Raw genomic sequence first — 17,096 nt, forward strand, 5'->3', positions numbered from 1 at the left:
ACATTTGACGCCTTAAAAAGGAATATATGTCAATGGAATTTGAGGTTGTAATAGATACCCAACAATATGCAGTAGACATGAAATCTGGATTGGATACATTGAAAGGTGTTTCTGATGCTACACGCTGTATTGCCCAGACTGTGCTTGAACGTAAAGTTCCTGTAAGGAAAACGGCACACGCACCAGTGCGAACCGTAATGAAACGCACGTTTGAAGGGTCCTACGGTCAAAAATTTAGCATTGATGTATTTGATGATATTCTCCAAGCCAAACTTACCGCTATTGGACAATCTGCATTTTCTGAAATTATTTCTTTCTATTTAAATGAATCTATATATATTGAGATAAAAGATTTGTCGGACAAGGCGCAAGAGGTAATAGATTCTCTTGGAAATTTATCGCAAGAACTTACTGATCGATTACGTATTACTGCAGTAACGAATATTCATGCAGTTACAAAAAATTTCGGCCACGATGTAAGAGTTCAATATCGACAACGTGATGGCATAAAGCTTTTAGTGGAATTCAATGACGAGTCAGTAAGAACTCTTGATTTGGAGCGTTCTAACGAGGAAATTGAAATACTAGCTGCGATAACTCGATTTAATACTAAGACAGGAAATGGTCGGCTTCAAATAAAAGGGTCGAATGAAACCGTGGCCTTCGGATTTTCTACCGAGTATGAGAGTATTTCGATGATAGGGAAGAAGAAGTTTTCTATAAATTTAAATGAAAACAATGGCATAAAGCCTGAATATCATTTGCATATGAAGCTGAAGGTTTCCCCGGTTCGGATTCACAGTCAAAAAATAGTGAAATACATTGTGGAGGGTTATGAAAGTTAATTGGTATAGATTTTTCGCCATAACTGCTATGGTCCTGGTGGGATTGACTTATATAGTCAAATTCTGCGGCTTTGGGGCATCCACTGCTGAAGATTTTGCGATATGGGGGCAGTTTGGCGACTATATGGGGGGATCGTTGAATCCCATATTAAGCTTCATATCTATTATGCTACTTATAAAATCGCTTAATCTGCAGAATGAAACAAATTTGGATTTGCGAAATGAATTAAGGGAGAACAAGCGAAATGAAAAGTTGAGGTCATTAGGACTTCTATTTTTTAATATGATAAATTCGCAGAAGTTATTACTGGATAATTTTTCGTTTGATTTTCCCAATGGGGTGATGCCTGAGAAACGTGGTGCGGCAGCAATAATGCACATTGAGGATGGAGTTCATCTTCTTCGGCAAGTAGGGGCAAAAGATACTGCAATTACTAATTTTCTGACGGCATTGGATTCAACAGATCAAATCTATGGGATTCTTCGCGCTTTTTATATCACTGTAAAAATGGTTACTGAGAAACTAAGTGATGAAAATGATTTTACAGCCAACGATAGAAGGGAGCATTTATTGACACTGATTAATTTTACGGACTACGCACAATTCAGACTTGTATTGATGGCCATTCAATTTTTAGACGTTCATGGGGCGAGATATCTCAAAGAGAATAAGGACTTTATGGCAACACTAGAAGAAGTTAAATCGGGAATAGATCTTTATTGAAGAGGAGTGGTTCAGATCAAGCCCCGAAAGCATGTAGACCCAAGCATGGAGCAACCACAAGTATCTTCCACTCCGACTTCTTATTTGACATAATATAAATTATGCGAAGTTGTGGAGCAATTCGTCAAATCCCCCTTTTTGCAAGTTGGACAATCGCAAATGCGATTTTAGCGTCTTGGACACGCGTGCTCCCAGGATTTCTGCGCTGCGCATTCTGTCTGGCCTGGACTCTCGCCGCGAAGCTGGCCCTTGAGCGAAACGCGCAGCATCCGTGGCCATGGATGCCGCCTGTTCCGTGTGGCGCCCGGCTGCCGGTGCAATGATGGCGGTTCGATGTCGCGCGGACTGTCCTGCCGTGCCGCTACGGTTGCTCGTGCCTTGCAGCGCGGCCTGTCTGGAGCCGTCACGCGCCTGGTTTCCTGCTTGCGCCGCTACGTGGCTGCGGCAGCTGGCGTAGCGGGATTGCCAGGAAACTGTTGTTCTGCGCATTCCTGCGCATTCGGCTGCGGCGCTGCGCCATCAGGCTGCGCTAGCGCATGGTCCGCGTCGCGCTGCTGGCTGCACGACGTTTTTACCAGCCAGGCGTGGTGAACACGGACACGGACCGTTCCGGCTCGGTGCCGTGGCCAGTGCGCCGCGCTCATGGCCGCGCTGGTCCGTTCGGGACGCGCCACACGCAGTCCCGGGGCCTGGGGGCAAAGCCAGCTGCCGGGATGCGGGGCCTCCCATCGCCATGATCCGGGCGCCTCGCATACTTTAAATGGCAAAATCATGCTGGTGCTTGCGGGTGCAAGATTGCCTGCCTTACATGCTGCATGCGGCCATACCCGGGTCTCGTCGGGCATGATCACAGGGAAATATCGTATTGAAATCAATGAGCTACTGATAGTTTTGAATGTAAAACATCATATTTTCCATGGGTCGGCCACGCAGCGCATTTTTGCCAGCCTTGATGTGTTTTCGCCATCTTTTGCATCGGAGGCGTCCTGGACCATGCTGAGGCAAGTGCGCCCGATGCCCGGCAATCCCGGCGGCGGCAGCGCGACCCGGCTGGGTGGCTGATGGCCGGTCGCTGCTCACATCGCGGCTTGAATGCAGATACGGCAGATACTGCAGATGCGGCCGAAGCGACCGGGCGGACGCAGGCGATCTGCGGCTGGAAACTGCGCCGTGGCCGTCGCTGGCGTCTTCCTCCCTTCCCCGCCCTGCTCCCGGCGCCTTCCTGGCACCATACCAGCCCGCGGGAAATCGGGCACTGGTATGGCCCGCATCGGCCGTCTACTGGGGAAGATTGGCAACTGGTATTGTGATCTTGCGCAAAGGATAAAACCAGTTGACTACCACCTGCAATGCTTGCACTCTGAAAAATCGGACGGTGTGCAGCCGGCCGGCCATGAAAAAATACATAAGGAGATGCAAGTGAACCGGACAGTCATGAATACCCTCATCATTACCCTCTTTGGCGGGACGCTGGCCGCCTGCGGCGGTGGCAGCGACGGCGCCAGCGGTGGCGCGAGCCAGCTGCTGGCCGGCGGCACCGAAGCGGTCGCCTGCTATACGCCGTGGAACAGCGGCACCGCCTACAACGGCGGCGGCAAGGCCAGCTACAACAACGTCAATTACACGGCCAACTGGTGGACGCAGGGGAATAATCCATCGACGAGCAGCGGCGGCGCCGGCAGCGGCCAGCCATGGACGGTGGTGGGAGACTGCGGCACGCCCACCCCGACTCCTACGCCGACTCCAACTCCTACACCTACGCCAACTCCGACGCCAACGCCTACCCCTACCCCTACCCCTACTCCGACGCCAACACCAACACCAACACCAACTCCGACACCGACGCCCACCGGCCTGGCCAAGCACGCGCTGATCGGCTACTGGCACAACTTCACCAACCCCAGCGGCGCCACCTATCCGATCAGCCAGGTCAGCGATGACTGGGACGTGATCGTCGTCTCGTTCGGCGACAATGCGGGCGGCGGCAATGTCAGCCTGACCATCGATCCGGGCGCCGGCACGGAAGCGCAGTTCATCGCCGACGTGGCCGCCAAGCGGGCCAAGGGCAAGAAAGTCATCCTGTCGCTGGGCGGGCAGAACGGCTCCGTTTCCGTCGGTTCCACGGCCGAAGCGACGAATTTCACCAACAGCCTGTACGCCATCATCACCAAATACGGTTTCGACGGCATCGACCTGGACCTGGAAAACGGCGTGGCGCAGGGCGCGGCCATCCAGACCTATCTGCCGATTGCCGTGAAAAACCTGAAAGCCAAGGTCGGCAGCAGCTTCTACCTGTCGATGGCGCCGGAATGGGTGTACGTGGAAGGGGGCTACACGAGCTATGGCAGCATCTGGGGCGCCTACATTCCCATCATCAATGCCTTGCGCTCCGAGCTGACGGTGCTGCATCCGCAGTACTACAACAATGGCGACATCTACACGCCGTACGCGACGGGCGCCATCAAGGCCGGCTCGGCGGACCAGCTGGTGGCCACGGCGCGCATGCTGATCGAAGGATTCAACTATGGCGGTAATACCTTCGCGGGCCTGCGTCCGGACCAGGTGGGCTTTGGCGTGCCGTCCGGCCGCAGCTCGGCCGGCTCCGGCTTCACGACGAATGCCGACGTCAGCAATGCCCTGAACTGCCTGACGCGCCTGCTCAACTGCGGCACCATCAAGCCGCTGCAGGCGTATCCGGACTTCCGCGGCGTGATGACGTGGTCGATCAACTGGGACCGCCACGACGGCTATAACTTCTCCGTGCCGACGAAGGCCGTGCTGAAAACCCTGCCGTAAGCGGCCAGGCCCGCCCGCGCATGGGGGCCACCGGCTCACATGCGCAGCAAGGCCGCGCCCAGCACGCGCATGTGCAGCGCGATGCCCTCGCGCTGCGTCTCTCCGCCGCCCTGCGCGTGCTTGAGGCCATCGATGGTCGCCAGCATCAGCTGCGCCACCTGCGCGGCGTTCGCATCGACCCGGCGCAGGGCGATGTCGCCGGCGGCTTCGGCCTGTTCCAGCGCGCCGGCCAGGGCGTGGACCAGCCTGGCCCGTGCCGCCAGCGTGATGCCGGCGGCCAGCGTCATGTTGGCGTCAAACAGTTCCTCTCCATGGGGACTGGCCGAAATCTCCGCCAGCAAGCCTTGCTGGAATGCCAACAAGGCCGTTTCCATGCGCGCGAAAACGGGGCCGGGTTCGGCCAGCGCCGCTGCCACCTGCGCCAGGACCGTGGCATGGGCCCGTTCGGAACCGGCGCGGAACACGTCTTCCTTGTTCCTGAAATGCAGGTACAGCGCGGCGCGCGACATGCCCGCCGCCTGCGCGATGTCGAGCATGGACGTCTTGCGGTAGCCGTAACGGCAAAACACGGCCAGCGCCGCATCGAGGATGTGCTTTCGTTTCAGGGCATCGTTCGTCATGCGGACATGTTGACACTCTGAGTATATAGTGTCAACATGACTTTTTGACAAAAACCGTCAAAGTGTCAATCACCGTCTCGAACAGGACTGTCATGAACGATTTCAACGCAGCAATGAACGCCGACCAGCAAATGGAATGGCTGCGCCACGCGGAACGCAGCCGTGTGCGCGCCCTGGTGGCGGCCGATGTGGCAGCGGCCCGCCTCCTGCACGCCGATGACTTCCAGCTGATCACGCCCATCGGCAGCATGCTGTCGCGGGACGACTACCTGGGGGCCATCGCCTCGGGCCACATGCGCTATGTCAGCTGGGAGCCGGAAGCGATCAGCGTGCGCCTGTACGGCGCGGCCGCCGTCCTGCGCTACCAGGCGCACCTGGAAATCGTCTTCGCCGGCCACGCCGTGCCGCGCGCACGCTACTGGCATACGGACAGCTACGAATGGCGCGACGGGCGCTGGCAAGCCGTCTGGTCGCAGGCGACGGCGATACGCTGAGCCGCTCAAGCGGGGCGCCCTTCAGCCGCGGCAAGCCTGGCCGGCGTTGCGCGGCATGACGGGGCGGCCAGGCCGGCGGGCGCGCCGCGACGGCCGGCCTTTCCCCGAACCCCGCCCGTGTCCCCGTGCCGGTCGCATGCCGGTTGCGCGCCTGGCCCGCGCCACCGCGCCGCGTCTGGCGCCATCGCGGCCCGGCCCCGCAGGGCGCAGCCGGCGCCCCGGAATCCGTGCTTCATGCCCGCCGCTATTGCGGCCAGCGTGGCTTTGCCATATTCTGCTGCTCTTATGGCAATTTCCGGGGCCGCCCACTTCATGCTGACACTCCGCCGCGTCCTCGATGGCTTGCGCGCCTGCCTGTCCCTGCCGCGCCTGTGCGTGGCGGGACTGGCCGCACTGGCCGAATTCGCCCTGTTTTCCCTGTCCTGGGAAGACCCGCTCTGGTATCTGGCCATGGCGGTGTTCCTGCCGGCGCTGGCGGCACTGCTGGCGTACGGCCTGTTCGAGCGCTGGCCGCGCCGGCTGCCGGGCACGCTGGCCCATTGGGTGCTGCAGGTGCTTGGCGTGGCGCTGGCGATCGTGCTGACCCTGGCCGGACTTTATCTCCTCAATACCGGGGCCGGCGCGCCGCCGTTCTGGCAGGTGCCGGTGCGGCTGCAAAGCTTTGTCGCGCTGGCGTTCCTGGGACTGCTGCTGGGGCCGTGGATGGCCATGGCCGCCCTGCTGCGCCAGCGCGACGCCCGCGTGCGCGAGGCCGAGCGCAGGCGCGGCGAACTGGAACGCCAGGCCCGCGATGCGCGCGCCTCGCTGCTGCAGGCCCAGGTCCAGCCGCATTTCCTGTTCAATACGCTGGCCAGCCTGCAGGCGCTGCTCGATGCCGGCTCCAGCCATGCGGCGCCCGTCCTGGCCCACCTGGTGACGTACCTGCGGGCCGCCGTGCCGCGCCTGAACGAATCGGCCACCCGCCTGGAGCAGGAACTGGAGATGGTGGGCGCCTATCTGGTGCTGATGCAGCTGCGCATGCCGGACCGCCTGCGGTTCGCGATCGACGTCGCGCCCGGCTGCGCGCGGCTGCAATGCCCGCCCATGACCCTGATGACCCTGGTCGAGAATGCCGTGCGCCATGGCATCGACCCCGGCCTGGACGGCGGGCGCATCGACGTGCGCATCAGCGAAGCGAACGGTCGCTGCCATATCGAGGTGAGCGACACCGGCGTGGGCCTGCAGGCGGGCAGCCCCGGTCTCGGCACGGGCCTGGGCAGCCTGCGCGAGCGCCTGGCGCTGATGTTCGGCGCCGCGGCGGCCTTGCGCATCAGCGAAAATGCGCCCCACGGTTTCCGTGTTTCCATCGAGTGTCCCGCATGGCCATGACCATCACCGCCCTGATCGCCGAAGATGAACCGCTGCTGCGCGCCAGCCTGCGGCGCCAGCTGGCCGAGTGCTGGCCGGAGCTGCAGGTCGTGGCCGAGGCGCGCAACGGCCCGGAAGCGCTCGCCCTGTTCGAGCGGCACCAGCCGGCCGTGTGCTTCCTCGACGTACACATGCCGGGCCTGTCCGGCGTCGAGGTGGCCAGCCAGATCGGCCGCCGCGCCCACCTGGTCTTCGTCACCGCCTACGACCAGTATGCGGTGCGCGCCTTCGAACAGGGCGCGCTCGACTACCTGGTCAAGCCGGTGCAGCTGGCGCGCCTGGCCGGCACCGTGACGCGCGTGCGCGAACGCCTGGCGCAATCCCGGCCCGGCCTGGCCGGCGAGGCGCTGCTGCGGGAGCTGGCCGCCTGCCTGCAGGCCGCGCCCGCGCGCGCAGCGGCACCGCCGCCCCTGCGCTGGCTGCGCGCCTCCGTGGGGCCGGCCGTGCGCCTGATCCCCGTCGACGACGTCGATTACCTGAAGTCCGACGACAAGTACACGCTGGTGGCCTGGCGCGACGGCGGCAAGCCTGCCGAGGCGCTGCTGCGCAACACGCTCAAGGAACTGCTGCCGCAGCTCGATGCGCAGCAGTTCCAGCAGATCCACCGGGCCGTGGTGGTCAACCTGCATGCCGTGCGCCAGGTCGTGCGCGGCGCCCATGAAACGGCGGAACTGACCCTGAAGCACCGGCCGGAAGTGCTGCCGGTCAGCCGCACCTTCCTGCACCTCTTCAAGGCGGAATAGCCGCCGGCGCGGCCTGGCCGGCGCGGGCCTCCTTTCGCCGAACGGTGCCGCGCTGCCCATCGCGTCCTGGCGCGCTTCGGCACCCCGCGCGCGTGCCGCGTCGGATCGGCCTTGCGGCGGCGGCCCCGCTTGCCGACACTGCGCCCACGGGTCCTGCACGGACCGCCACTTGCCAATCCGATAAAGGTGTACCGATGAAACCACAATTTTCCGCCGCAGCCCCCCTGCATGACGCTCCCCTGCCCCGCCCGGCCGCCTCGCACGACGCTGCCGCGCCGGGACGCTGGCTGGGCGCGGGCCTGCTGCTGACTTTCGGCCTGGGCATCTGCTCGAATTTCCAGCTGCAGCCGCAGGTGTTCGCCGCGCCGGGCTTCCTGTCGCGGGCCGCCGGCATGCCGCTGCAGGTCGGCCTGATCGTCCTGCTGGGACTATTCACGGCCCTCGTCGGCGTGGCCATGGCGGCGGCCCTGCGCGGCTGGTATGGAGCGCAGCAGCCCCTGCTGAGCCGCTGCTACGTGGCGCTCGTGGCGGCGGCCCTGGCCACCAGCCTGTTCGAGGGCACGTTGGTGCTGGCCATGCGCAGCCTGAGCGCCGCCTACCTCGCCGCCGGCGCCGACGCCCTCGCGTACGAGCCGGCGCGCGCCCTGCTGGCCGGGCTGCGCAACGGCGTGCACTTCCCGGACAAGCTGCTGGGCGGTCTCGGCGTGACCCTGATGTATCTGCTGCTGTACCGCGCCGCGGCCATCCCGCGCCCCCTGGCCGTGACCGGCATGCTGGCCGGCGTGCTGCAGTGGATCGCCGTCGCGCGCGAACTGTTCGGCCTGGACGTGATGCACGCCCTGCTGCTCCCCCTGGGGCTCGTGTACCCGCTCACGGGCCTGTGGCTGCTGCTGCGGGGCCTGGCGCCACGGCCTGCCGCTGGCTGATGGGACAGCTGGGGGCGTGGCCTGCGGCGGTGCCGGGGATATTGGCAATGAGATGCAGGCTATTCATAGTCTGCATCTATTGATTCGGTTGAAATATTTTACTTCCTTTTGTAAATGAGAATCGTTACTATCTAACTCAAGGATAAGCGAATTCTACAGAAAGGAGCATCCCTTGTTTACAGCCATCAAAACATTCAGCCAGGTCTGCACGCATATGTCGATCGCCTTCGGCCTCGCCTATTTGCTGACGGGGTCCCTGGCGCTCGGTGGCTTGGCGGCAATTATCGAACCCGTCATCAACGTGGCCCTGCTGCCCTGGCATGAAAAGGCCTGGCACGCGCTGCGCCGCCGCCACGCGGACAGCCCTCTGGGCCTGGCCGCGCGGGCCGGCGAAAAGATCAGCCAGACCTGCCTGCACATGGGCGTGGCCTTCGGCGTGATGTACTGGGCCACGGGATCGATGGCCTTCGGCGGCTTGCTGGCCGTGGTCGAGCCGATCTGCAACGTGATCGTCCTGCCCTTCCATGACCGCCTGTGGGAACGCATCCGTTCCCGCATGGAAAGCCGCGGCGCGGCCCGCCTCGCGGCCCTGTAATCAGTTTTCCGTATTCCCCGCCCACACGGGCGGCCGCCGTTGCCCCCATGGCGCCGCCCGCTCCAGCTGCCCCGCCAGGCGCAGCAAGGTGCCATCGTTGCCATACGCCGCCATGAACTGCATGCCGATCGGCAAGCCATCGGCCGACTGCACCAGCGGCACGGACATGGCCGGCAAGCCCGCCACGTTCGCCAGCGGCGTGTACGGCGAGTGCTCGAACAGGCGCGCCGTCCAGCCCAGGCCGTCCAGCGCCGCCTCGTTCTCCCCATAGCGTCCCAGCGGCCACGGCAGGTCCGGCAAGGTGGGCGTGAGCAGCACGTCGTACCGGCCGAACAGGGCGCCCGCCTGGCGCGTCACCGTGTTGCGCACGTCGAGGGCGGCGACAAAGTCCACCGCCGACACGCTCTGCCCGTAACGGTAGCAGGCCAGGGTGGCGGCTTCCAGCGTGTCCGGCGACACGGCGCGCCCGCTTTCCTGCGCCACGCCGTCCATCCACGGCACCAGGTTGGCGCACCAGATGCTGGCGTTGGCTTGCACGAAGACGTCCCACGGCACGCCCAAGTCAGGCGCAACCTCTTCCACGTGGTGGCCAAGTTCCTCCAGCAGGCGCACGCTGGCGTCCAGCGCGGCGCGCACGGCAGGCACGGGACGGGCGCCATTGCAGGCATCGCGCTGCACGCCGATGCGCAGCCGGCCCGGCGCCACGTCCACCTGCGACAGCCAGGTGGCGCGGGGCGCGGCCGTCACATACGGCTCGCCCCGCATCGCGCCCTGCACGCAATCGAGCAAGGCGGCGCTGTCGCGCACGCTGCGGCTCACGCCCAGCTGCACGCCCAGGCCGCTGAAGATCTCGTCCATGGCGGGACCGTTCGAGACCCTGCCCCGGCTCGGTTTCAGGCCGAACAGGCCCGTGGAGGCGGCCGGCACGCGGATGGAACCGGCTGCGTCCGTCGCATGGGCCAGGGGCACGATGCCGGCCGCCACGGCCGCCGCCGCGCCGCCGCTGGAGCCGCCCGCGCTCAGCGCCAGGTTCCACGGATTGCGCGTGGCGCCGTACAGCACGGGTTCCGTGGTGGTGGCAAAGGCCATTTCCGGCGTGCTCGTGCGGCCAAAGGTGCGCAATCCCGCCTGGCGCAGCTGCGTCATCAGATGCGAGTCGGCGGCGGCCACGTGGCCGGCGCCCAGGCGGCTGCCGTATTCGCTGCGGCGGCCCGCCATCGTGATGGCCACGTCCTTGATCAAAAAGGGTACGCCGGCGAAGGGTGCCGCGCTGTCGATGGGGGAGCAATCGGCCTGCCATAGCTCGACCACGGCGTTGATGTGCGGGTTGACGGCGGCGCAGGCGCGCACGGCCGCGTCGTGCAGTTCGGCCGCGCTGACGTGGCCGGCGCGCAGCAGCTGGGCCAGCCCCAGCCCATCAAAGCTTGTATATTCATGGAGTTGCATTCGTTAGTTCCTGTAAAAGGTGAAGAATAGAAGTGACAGGAACCACTCTAGGGCTTGCGCTATTATAGTGGAAATGAATAAGGTAAATACTAGGTATAGCCATGAACAATTTACATAAGCTGGACTTGCACAGGCTGGACTTGAATCTGCTGCTGACCCTGAACGCACTCCTGATCGAACGCAACGTCACGCGGGCGGCAGAGCGCCTGCACCTGAGCCAGCCGTCCGTCAGCGTACAGCTGGGCAAGCTGCGCGCCGCCTTCGGCGATCCGCTGCTCCTGCCCGGCCCGCGCGGCATGCTGCCCACGGCGCGCGCCCTGGCCCTGCTGGCGCCCCTGCAAGCCGTGCTGGCCCAGCTGGAGCAGGTCCTGCAGCCGGCACCGGCGTTCGACCCCGTCACGGCCCAGGTGCGCTGGAACCTGGCGGCGGCCGACGCCACCGAGTACGCGATCCTGCTGCCCATGCTGCCCGCCCTGCGCGCCCAGGCGCCCCTGTCGCGCATGGCCGTCTTCGAGGCCGTGCCGGCGCGCATGGCGCAGGCACTGGAGACGGGCCAGGTCGACCTGGGCTTCCTGGCGCAGGAAGAAGCGCCGCCCGGCCTGCGCCACCGCACCCTGTTTACGGAGCACTACGTGCTGGCGGGCCGCCACGACCACCCGCTGCTGCAGTCGCCGCCCGACCTCGATCAATTCTGCGCGCTGGAATTCATCGTCGTCTCGCCCAATGGCGGCGGCTTCCGCACGGCCGTCGATACGGCCCTGCAACAGCTGGGACGCACGCGCAAGGTGGTGCTGTCCGTGCCCCACTTCCTCATCGTCCCGCCCCTGCTGGCCGCTTCCGACATGGTGGCCCTGCTGCCGTCGCGCCTGCTGAAGAATGCGCTGGGCACCCTGCGCACGTGCGAGCCGCCCGTCGCCCTGCCCGACTACGAGATGGCCATGGTGTGGCACGAGCGCATGCACCTGGAGCCGGGCCACCGCTGGCTGCGCGAGCGCATCGCGGCAAGCGTGGCGTAGCGGGACGCCCGCCGGGGCGCCCTGCGGCCCTTGACAAAGGGATCGGGTCCGTATACTGTTTCGTTTTATTACTAACTAAGTTAGCTATTTATTGTGATGAAGACTGTCCCGCTGCCGCGCTGGCCGATTTTAGTGGTCATGATCGTTGCCGAAATCATGGACCTTGCCGCCTCCACCATCGTCAACGTCGGCGGTCCTGCCCTGATCGGCTCGCTCGGCGCCAGCGCCGCCCAGATGCAATGGGTCATCGGCGGCTATGCGCTGGCCCTGGGCGCGGGACTCGTGCTCGGCGGGCGGCTCGGCGACCGCTACGGACGGCGCGCCATGTTCCTGTACGGCCTGGGCGCCTTTACCCTCGCCTCGCTGTGCTGTGCCATGGCGCCGACCATTGCCGCGCTGATTGCCTTCCGCCTGCTGCAGGGACTGGCCGGCGCCATGCTGCTGCCGCAGGGACTGGGCTTGCTGCGTGAAAACTACAGCGGTCCGGACCTGGCCAGGGTCTTCGGCATCTTCGGTCCCATCCTGGGCCTGGCGGGCATACTCGGCCCCGTGCTGGGCGGGCTGCTGCTGGAAACGGCGCCGTTCGGCCTGGGCTGGCGGGCCGTGTTCCTGATCAACCTTCCCGTCGGCGCCGCGTGCTTCCTCGTGGCATGGCGCTACCTGCCGCGCCGCCCAGGCGATCCGTCTATCCACATCGACCTGGCCGGCAGCGGCTTGCTGGTGCTGTCGTCCGTGCTGCTGGTCTTGCCGCTGGGCGAGGCGGGCGCGTGGCCGGGCTGGGGCTGGGCCAGCATCGCCGTCGCCGTGCCGGGCTTCGGCCTGTTTGCCCTGCGCCAGTCGGTCCTCGCGCGGACCGGGCGCACGCCGCTCGTGATGCCGTCGATTTTCCGGCGGCCCGCCTATACGGCGGGGCTGGCGGGCATCGCCCTGTTCTTCTGTTCGCTCATCGGCATGCAGCTGGTCGTCACCCTCTTCTTGCAGATCGGCCATGGCTTGACGGCCGGCGCGGCAAGCATCGCCAACCTGCCCTTCGCCATCGGCACGGCCTGCGGCGCCACCTTGAGCGGCGCCGTGCTGGCGGCGCGGTTCGGACGCAAGGTACTGCAGCTGGGGGCCGCTGTCCAGCTTGCCGGCCTGGCGCTGCTGCACTTTGAACTGGGCAAGACGGCGGCATTTTCCGCCTGGCAGGTGGCGCCTGGCTTGCTGGTGTGCGGCATCGGGGCCGGCCTGGTGATTGCCGCGCTCTTCAGCATCATCCTGGCGGCCCTCGATGCGCCGCAGATCGGCTCCGGTTCCGGCGTCCTGACTGCCGTGCAATCGATCGCCGCGTCGATCGGCGTGGCCGTGTTCAGCGGAGCCTTTTTTGCCGCCCAACCCGCGCTGACGCCGGACCTGGCCTTCCGTGCCGCGCTGGCCATCCAGGCCTGCATACTCGTCGCCTTTGCGGGCGTGACCTTATTTTTCCCCACTGCAACACACTCTGAACTTGAGGTAAATCATGCATGACCAGAAAGCACCCATCGACGCATACCCACCCGAAGACCCGCGCGGCATGCATATCGCCGGCGACGTCATCGGCCGCCAGCTGCAGGATATCGCCATCCTCACGCGGGAAACGGCGCTGCGCCTGAGCAATGCCCTGGGCATCAACCAGACGGACATGGCCCTGATGGAGCAGCTCATCACCCATGGCCCCCTGTCGCCCAATGAACTGGCCGCGCGCCTGTCCGTCACGACGGCGGGGGTGACGCTCGTCATCGACCGCCTGGAACGGGCCGGCCACGTGACGCGCGTGCGCCAGCAGGACGACAAGCGCCGCGTGCTCGTGCATCCCGTGCCAGCCTCCGTGGCGCAGACCTACCGCCACATCGCGCCGATGCTCGACGGCCTGGACGCGGTGCTGGGCGCCCTGTCCGCGCACGAGCGCGCGACGATCGAACAATTTCTCCAGCAAGTCATTACGGTATACCAGACCACCTTGCCTGGCACATCAGGAAAGAAGAAGCCATGAAAAAGCAAAGAAGCATCCTCGTCACGGGCGCCAGCGTCGCCGGTCCCACCCTGGCATACTGGCTGGCGCGCCAGGGCATGGCCGTGACGGTCGTCGAACGGGCGCCCGAGTTCCGCGACGGCGGCCAGACCATCGACGTGCGCGGCGCCGGCAAGGTGGTGGCGCAGCGCATGGGGCTCGAGAGCGCCATCCGCGCCAGGAGCACGCACGAAGACGGCATCCGGTTTGTCGACGAGCAAGACCGCACCCGGGCGGAGATCGGCATCGGCGCGTTCGACGGCAACGGCCCCGTGGCGGAACTGGAAATCCTGCGCGGAGAGCTGGCCAGGCTGCTGATCGAGCATGGCCGCAGCACGGTGGAGTACCGCTTCGGCGACAGCATCGCCGCGCTCGAGGACTTGCCGCACGGCGTCAAGGTGCGCTTCGCGCAGGGCGGCGAGGAAATGTTCGATCTCGTCATTGCCGCCGAGGGCGTCGGCTCGCCCACGCGCAAGCTCGTCTTCGGCGACGAAGTGCGGCGCCGCTCCTTCAAGCTGTACACGGCGTATTTCACCATCCCCCGCGCGCCGGGCGATGCGCGCCAGATGCGCTGGTTCAATGCCCCTGGCGGCCTGAGCGTGTGCGTGCGTCCCGACAACCTGGGCACCAGCCGCGCCCTGCTGTCCTTCCAGGAAGCGGCCAATGGCTACGAAAAGCTGTCGCCGGCCCGGCAGAAGACCTTGCTGAAGGAAAAGTTCGCCGGCCTGAAATGGGAAACGCCGCGCATCCTGGCCGCCCTGGACGACGCGCCCGACCTGTACCTGGACCAGATTTCCCAGGTAAAGATGGCCCGCTGGTCCAAGGGCAGGATAGCGCTCGTCGGCGATGCCGCGTATTGCGCCTCGCCCATCAGCGGCATGGGCACCAGCCTGGGCATGTGCGGCGCCTACGTGCTGGCGGGCGAACTGGGACGCCACGACGATCACGCGCAAGCCTTTGCCGCGTATGAAAGCATCATGCGGCCCTATGTCGACCAGGCGCAGGACGTGCCCCTGTTCGCGCCCCGGCTCGCCTCGCCCCACAGCCGCGCGGGGATCGCCCTGGGCCATGCCCTGTTGCGTATGAGTAATGTGCCCATCGTCAAATCACTGCTGGCCAGGTTCTTGACACCCAAGGCCGATGCCCTGGCGCTGCCCGATTATGCGCACATGCGCTGATGCCCGCGTCCGGCAGCCGTGCCTTGCATACACGAATCGGCGGCCGGATGCACTAAGCTCGATTACCTAGTCGGCCGATAGAAACTCCCAATTTCCGCCCCGGCGGCGGATGCGTATGCTGGCCCCTGATAATAGAGGGTCACCATGAACGCCAATTCCACTTCCATTCTGCCGTCCGGCGCGCGCCGCCGTCTTTCCTTTCCACCCGCCCTGATGCTGGTACTGCTGCTCCTGATGAGCATCCTGTTCTGCTCCCCGCCGGCTTGGGCCGCCGCACCGCCGGCGACGGCGGCGCCGTCCGCCGAACTGATCAAGCGTGGCGAATACGTCGCCCGCCTGGGCGACTGCGTGGCATGCCACACGAGCCCGAACGGCGCCGCCATGGCGGGCGGCCTGGAGCTGAAAACCCCGTTCGGCACCATCTACAGCACGAATATCACGCCGGACGCGAAGACGGGCCTGGGCAGGTATTCGTTCGCGCAATTCGACCGCGCCATGCGCAAGGGCGTGGCGGCCGACGGCCACAACCTGTATCCGGCCATGCCCTACCCGTCCTACGCGAAGATCACGCCGGACGACATGCAGGCCCTGTACGCCTACCTGCAGCGGGGCGTGGCGCCCGTGGCACAGCAGAACCGCGACACGGACATGAAATGGCCGTTCAGCATGCGCTGGGGCCTGTCCCTGTGGAATGCCGTCTTCCTCGACGACGCGCCGTTCAAGCCGGACGCCAGCAAGTCGGCCGTGTGGAACCGCGGCAGCTATATCGCCCAGGGGCTGGGCCACTGCGGCTCCTGCCACACGCCGCGCGGCGTGGCCTTCCAGGAAAAAACCATGGGCCAGGATGGCAGCGGCGGCAAGCACTACCTGTCCGGCTTCACGTTTGACGGCTGGCATGCGGTGAATTTGCGCAACCTGTGGACGCCGGCGGAAATCGTGCGCCTGCTGAAAACGGGCCGCAACAGCTTCGGCACGGCGGCCGGCAGCATGACGGAAGTCATCACGCACAGCACCCAGTACTTCACGGACGGCGACCTGGACGCGCTGGCCCAGTACCTGCACGGCCTGCCGGCCAAGCCGGGCGCGCCCGTGACGCAAAAGGCCCCGGCGCCCCTGGTGGCGGCCGGCGACGACGCCCTGTACAACACGCGCGGCGGCCTGGGCTACCTGCAGTTCTGCGCCACCTGCCACCGCCGCGACGGCCGTGGCGTGGACAACATCTTCCCCACCCTGGCGCAGAATGATTCCGTGCAGTCGAAAGACCCCACCACCGTCATCCACATCGCCCTGACGGGCTGGCAGTCGGCCGTCACGCAGCATTCGCCCCGTTCCTTCGGCATGCCCGCCTATGACCAGCTGACGAACGATGAACTGGCGGAGATCCTCACCTTCGTGCGCGGCAAGTGGGGCAACCAGGGCGCGCCCGTCACGCCCGCGCAGATCGCCAGGGTGCGCAAGGACCTGCAGCTGAAAGGTCCGCCGGCGACGGATTTCGACACGCCCCGCTACGCGGCACTGAAGGCGGACCCGAATGCCCGGCAGTTGATCCACGGCATGCAGCTGATGACGGAAACGCGGGCGCGCCTGCCGAAGAACGTGGGCAACGACCTCAATTGCAGCAGCTGCCACCTGAACGGGGGCACGGTCGCCAACGGCTCGCCCTTCCTGGGCATCGCGGCATTCTTCCCGGCCGAGGCGCCGCGCGCGGGCAAGGTGATCAACCTGGGCGAGCGCATCAATGGCTGCTTCAAGCGCTCGATGAATGGCAAGCCCCTGCCGGCGGACGGCCCCGACCTGCAGGCCATGGTCGCCTACATCGAGTGGATGAAGGGCGCCACGCAGGCGAAGGACAAGGTGCCGGGACGGGGCGTGGCGAAGATCGACCGCAGCCTGCTGCCGAATCCAGTGAATGGCAAGAAAGTGTATGCAGAGCAATGTTCCGTCTGCCACGGCGCGAATGGCGAAGGCATCAAGGGCGCCGATGGCGCGGTGGCCTTCCCGCCGCTGTGGGGCGAGCGCTCCTTCAATATCGGCGCTGGCATGGCCAGGACCTACACGGCAGCCGGCTTCGTCAAGGCGAATATGGTGATGGGCCACGGCCAGAAATTCCCGCTGGGACAGGGCAACCTGTCCGACCAGGATGCCGTCGACGTGGCCGAGTACTTCAGCCACATGCCCCGTCCGGACTTCCCGGACAAGGTCAAGGACTGGCCGCATGGCGGCAAGCCCAAGGATGCGCGCTACTGACGCGCAGCCGAATGCGCAATCTGCTACGCT

Annotated in this window: 16 protein-coding genes; 14 read left to right on the top strand and 2 right to left on the bottom strand. The window is 64.8% G+C overall.

What is annotated here, in order from left to right; translation table 11 throughout:
* The first annotated feature begins 32 nt into the window (after positions 1-32).
* The 4 genes from EBS11_RS03230 to EBS11_RS03245 all read left to right on the top strand — a co-directional run bounded on the left by EBS11_RS03230 (position 33) and on the right by EBS11_RS03245 (position 4,365).
* The gene (locus EBS11_RS03230; protein ID WP_290600507.1) at positions 33-845 is read left to right on the top strand and encodes a hypothetical protein; all 813 of its coding nucleotides are present in this window, start codon (positions 33-35) and stop codon (positions 843-845) included.
* Positions 835-1,569: a hypothetical protein gene (locus tag EBS11_RS03235; protein WP_290600508.1), complete on the top strand. Its 735-nt coding sequence runs from the start codon at positions 835-837 to the stop codon at positions 1,567-1,569. Before EBS11_RS03230 ends, EBS11_RS03235 begins: the two co-directional genes overlap by 11 nt.
* A gap of 771 nt (positions 1,570-2,340) precedes the next feature.
* On the top strand, positions 2,341-2,631 hold the full coding sequence (locus EBS11_RS03240; protein WP_290600509.1) for a hypothetical protein: 291 nt from the start codon (positions 2,341-2,343) through the stop codon (positions 2,629-2,631).
* Between the two features lie 372 nt (positions 2,632-3,003).
* Complete coding sequence (locus tag EBS11_RS03245) at positions 3,004-4,365, top strand: glycosyl hydrolase family 18 protein (protein WP_290600510.1); 1,362 nt, start codon at positions 3,004-3,006, stop codon at positions 4,363-4,365.
* Between the two features lie 35 nt (positions 4,366-4,400).
* Here the strand turns inward: EBS11_RS03245 and EBS11_RS03250 are convergent, their stop codons facing one another.
* A complete protein-coding gene (locus tag EBS11_RS03250) occupies positions 4,401-4,985 on the bottom strand; it encodes a TetR family transcriptional regulator (protein WP_290600512.1) in 585 nt (194 codons plus the stop codon).
* 92 nt (positions 4,986-5,077) lie between these two features.
* Between EBS11_RS03250 and EBS11_RS03255 the strand changes: the two genes are divergently transcribed.
* The 5 genes from EBS11_RS03255 (at position 5,078) to EBS11_RS03275 (ending at position 9,150) form a co-directional block, all read left to right on the top strand.
* Positions 5,078-5,479, top strand: a complete 402-nt coding sequence (locus tag EBS11_RS03255; RefSeq protein WP_290600513.1) for a nuclear transport factor 2 family protein — start codon at positions 5,078-5,080, stop codon at positions 5,477-5,479.
* A gap of 312 nt (positions 5,480-5,791) precedes the next feature.
* Entirely contained in the window at positions 5,792-6,847 is a 1,056-nt protein-coding gene (locus tag EBS11_RS03260; RefSeq protein ID WP_290600514.1) for a histidine kinase, read from the top strand.
* Positions 6,844-7,629, top strand: coding sequence for a LytTR family DNA-binding domain-containing protein (locus tag EBS11_RS03265; RefSeq protein ID WP_290600516.1), 786 nt, complete (start codon positions 6,844-6,846; stop codon positions 7,627-7,629). The genes EBS11_RS03260 and EBS11_RS03265 overlap by 4 nt, the downstream gene beginning before the upstream one ends.
* A gap of 194 nt (positions 7,630-7,823) precedes the next feature.
* Positions 7,824-8,555 (top strand): DUF4386 family protein, encoded by a 732-nt coding sequence (locus EBS11_RS03270; RefSeq protein ID WP_290600518.1) that lies wholly within the window; start codon positions 7,824-7,826, stop codon positions 8,553-8,555.
* A 172-nt stretch (positions 8,556-8,727) separates the two neighbouring features.
* On the top strand, positions 8,728-9,150 hold the full coding sequence (locus tag EBS11_RS03275) for a DUF2061 domain-containing protein (RefSeq protein ID WP_290600520.1): 423 nt from the start codon (positions 8,728-8,730) through the stop codon (positions 9,148-9,150).
* On the opposite strand, the gene EBS11_RS03280 is transcribed toward EBS11_RS03275, so the two are convergent.
* A complete protein-coding gene (locus EBS11_RS03280) occupies positions 9,151-10,596 on the bottom strand; it encodes an amidase (protein WP_290600522.1) in 1,446 nt (481 codons plus the stop codon).
* Positions 10,597-10,697: 101 nt separating this feature from the next.
* Here EBS11_RS03280 and EBS11_RS03285 point away from each other — a divergent pair, with 101 nt between their 5' ends.
* From EBS11_RS03285 to EBS11_RS03305, 5 genes are all read left to right on the top strand, one after another.
* Complete coding sequence (locus tag EBS11_RS03285) at positions 10,698-11,612, top strand: LysR family transcriptional regulator (protein WP_290600523.1); 915 nt, start codon at positions 10,698-10,700, stop codon at positions 11,610-11,612.
* Between the two features lie 138 nt (positions 11,613-11,750).
* Positions 11,751-13,118: an MFS transporter gene (locus tag EBS11_RS03290; RefSeq protein ID WP_290600524.1), complete on the top strand. Its 1,368-nt coding sequence runs from the start codon at positions 11,751-11,753 to the stop codon at positions 13,116-13,118.
* Positions 13,111-13,623, top strand: a complete 513-nt coding sequence (locus tag EBS11_RS03295) for a MarR family transcriptional regulator (protein WP_290600526.1) — start codon at positions 13,111-13,113, stop codon at positions 13,621-13,623. Before EBS11_RS03290 ends, EBS11_RS03295 begins: the two co-directional genes overlap by 8 nt.
* Entirely contained in the window at positions 13,620-14,819 is a 1,200-nt protein-coding gene (locus EBS11_RS03300) for an FAD-dependent monooxygenase (protein ID WP_290600528.1), read from the top strand. Before EBS11_RS03295 ends, EBS11_RS03300 begins: the two co-directional genes overlap by 4 nt.
* Positions 14,820-14,963: 144 nt before the next feature.
* Positions 14,964-17,066 (top strand): c-type cytochrome, encoded by a 2,103-nt coding sequence (locus EBS11_RS03305; RefSeq protein WP_290600529.1) that lies wholly within the window; start codon positions 14,964-14,966, stop codon positions 17,064-17,066.
* Positions 17,067-17,096 lie beyond the last annotated feature (30 nt).

It is taken from the genome of Janthinobacterium sp. (assembly GCF_009923995.1).
In the GTDB taxonomy this organism is placed as follows: domain Bacteria; phylum Pseudomonadota; class Gammaproteobacteria; order Burkholderiales; family Burkholderiaceae_D; genus Janthinobacterium.